Here is a 2,925-nt window from a genome sequence, read left to right as displayed (position 1 = left end):
AAGGTCACTATACTTATAAGAACCGTTATATTCTGGATTTTGCCTTGTCTGGTTCTGCATCAAGTGTTTTGGAACCGGGTAACCGTTGGGGAATATTTCCTTCGATCGGAGCAGGATGGATACTTTCAGAAGAAGATTGGTTGAAATCGGATAATCTGAATTTGTTGAAGCTGAGAGCGTCTTATGGTATAGCAGGACGTGCTGACTTTGATGCTAATCTGTATAAATATTATTTTGGCAGTGGAAACAGCTATTATTTCAAAGATACTCCTGCCAGCCAGTCTGGAATGAAAGAATATCGCATTGCGGTGGACGGGTTGACTTATGAAAAGTCTCATAAGCTGAACGTGGGTGTTGATTTGATGGCTTGGAATAAATTGTCTTTGACCGTTGACGGATATTATGATCATCGTACCGATATTTTGGTTGACGGTAGTGGAGAGTCAGTCAGGTATGAAAGAATATCGCATTGCGGTGGACGGGCTGACTTATGAGAAGTCTCACAAACTGAACGTAGGTGTTGATTTGATGGTATGGAACAAATTATCTTTGACCGTTGATGGATATTACGACCATCGTACCGATATTTTAGTGGATGGTAGTGGAGCGATTTCATCGGTATTTGGTATGACTGTTCCTATGCGTAATGACGGTATTATCAACAGTTACGGAGTGGATGTGGCTGCTAACTGGACCGATCATATCGGAGATTTTACTTATCAAATCGGTGGACAGTTCTCATTTGCCCGTAATGAAATTATTGAGATGAATGAAGAATACCGTCCGTATGATTATTTAAAACGTACCGGTCATTCAGTTGGACAGATTTTTGGTTATGAAGTGGAAGGTATTTATCAAAGTCAGGAAGAAATCGATCAGCGTGATGTTAAGCAATATTTGTCAGATGTGCGTCCCGGTGATTTGAAATTTAAAGATCAGAATGGTGACAAGCGTATTGACCAATACGACCAAGTGGCTTTAGGATATAATGAAACTTGTCCGGAAATCTATTACGGATTTAATGTGGGTGCGGAGTATAAGGGATTAGGTTTTACTGCTTATTTCCAAGGAGCTGCCAATTATAGTAAAATATTGGATACGAAGAGTGTATATCGTCCGTTGGTATCGAACAATACCATATCTCAATATTATTGGGACAACCGCTGGAGTGAGAGCAATCCGAATGGAACATTGCCCCGTCTGACTACGCAAGGATCTGATAATAACTATAATACCAATTCTTTGTGGGTAGCCGATGCTTCGTTCTTGAAATTGAGAATGTTGGAAGTATATTATCAGTTGCCGGAAAAATGGCTGAAGAACATTGCTTTTGTAAAAGGTATAAAGATCTTTGGTCGTGGACACGATCTGTTCTGTGTGGATGGAATTGATATTGCCGATCCAGAGTCTATTGGCGTTGCTCATCCTACAATGAGACAATATGCGTTTGGTTTTAATTTGAAGTTTTAATAAAACGTGATTAAGATGAAGAATATTAAAATAAAAGGACTTGCATTGCTTCTGTCGTTGTTTACGCTTACTGGATGCGACTTTATGGATTGTGATGAGTCCGATAACTATACCAAAGAGGATGTTCTGGATAGTTATACTCGTGTAAAACAGTTGGTGACGAACATTTATGGATATTTGAAAGCCGATTTCTGTTCGATAGACGGAGCTATGCTCGATGCTGCGACAGATGATGCTATTCATATATACGATTCTTCCAACATCCAAAGGTTTGTGAATGGTACTTGGTCTGCGAACAATACGGTGGATGATCAGTGGAGCAATTATTACACAGGCATTCGGGCTGCCAATTTGTATCTGGCAGAGACAGCTAATCTGACTTTCGATGACTGGAAATATTCCGATGAATATGAGAATATGATGAAGTGCTTTAACAATTACAAGTACGAAGTACGGTTCCTGCGTGCTTATTTCTACTTTGAGTTGATCAGACGCTATCATAATGTTCCTTTTGTTACAGAAGTATTGACACAGGAAGAAGCTAATCAGGTTACTCCCGCTACCTTTGAGACGATTGCACAGTTCATTGTGGACGAATGTTCTGATTTAGCTAACTATTTGCCGGTGGATTACAAGAGTTTTCCGGATGCAGAGACTGGTCGCGTTACCAAAGGTACGGCATTGGCTTTAAAAGCACGTATGTTGCTCTATATGGCAAGTCCGTTGTATAGCAGTGACAATGCGGAGAATTGGAAAAAGGCTGCCAAGGCTGCTTATGAGATCATTGGCTCTTCTTCCGAACTGGGTTATAAACTGGTGAATTATTCCGATTTGTTCAATGATACCAATAACAAAGTTGCCGAAGTTATTTTAGCTCGTGCCACTGGTGAGAACGGAGATTTTGAGAAGGCTAACTTCCCGATGGGAGTAGAAGGCGGTAGCACTTCCACTTGTCCTACTCAGAATTTGGTGGATGCTTATGAAATGACAGACGGTTCAGCTTTTGATTGGAGCAATCCTGCCATGAAAGCCAATCCTTATGCGAACCGTGACCCTCGTATGGGAATGACTATCGTTTATAATAATATGAAGTGGCCGGTTAACAATGTAGAAATCTGGGAAGGAGGAGCTAACGGACTTCCGATTGAAAATGCTACAACAACAGGTTATTATTTGCAGAAGTACGTCAATAATTCCATCAGTTTTGAGTCGGGTAGCAAAGTGACTGCTAAAAACCATAACTGGATTCTGTTCCGTTATGCAGAAGTATTGCTGAACTATGCAGAAGCAATGGTGAATGCTTTCCATAATCCTGATTATAAGGATGGTGAACTTCCTTTGAGTGCGCGTGAAGCTGTCAATCAGGTGCGTGCCCGTGCAGATGTAAATATGCCCGAACTGCCGAGCGGAATGAGTGAAGCAGATTTCGTGAAGCGTCTGAAGAATGAACGTCGT

At 41.0% G+C, this 2,925-nt stretch carries 2 protein-coding genes and 1 pseudogene; all 3 read left to right on the top strand.

The features are described 5' to 3' along the window. A pseudogene (locus QVP67_RS00995) lies at positions 1–494 on the top strand (TonB-dependent receptor); the annotation flags it as partial. Next, complete coding sequence (locus QVP67_RS00990; protein ID WP_288179764.1) at positions 454–1,470, top strand: TonB-dependent receptor; 1,017 nt, start codon at positions 454–456, stop codon at positions 1,468–1,470. The pseudogene QVP67_RS00995 and the gene QVP67_RS00990, both read left to right, overlap by 41 nt. 15 nt (positions 1,471–1,485) lie before the next feature. After that, on the top strand, positions 1,486–2,925 hold a 1,440-nt coding region (locus tag QVP67_RS00985), incomplete at its 3' end, for a RagB/SusD family nutrient uptake outer membrane protein (protein ID WP_288179763.1).

Origin of the sequence: Bacteroides sp. CAG:633 (genome assembly GCF_000435115.1) — a bacterium.
Lineage (GTDB): Bacteria > Bacteroidota > Bacteroidia > Bacteroidales > Bacteroidaceae > Bacteroides > Bacteroides ndongoniae.
This window is presented reverse-complemented; position numbering and strand designations above follow the sequence as displayed.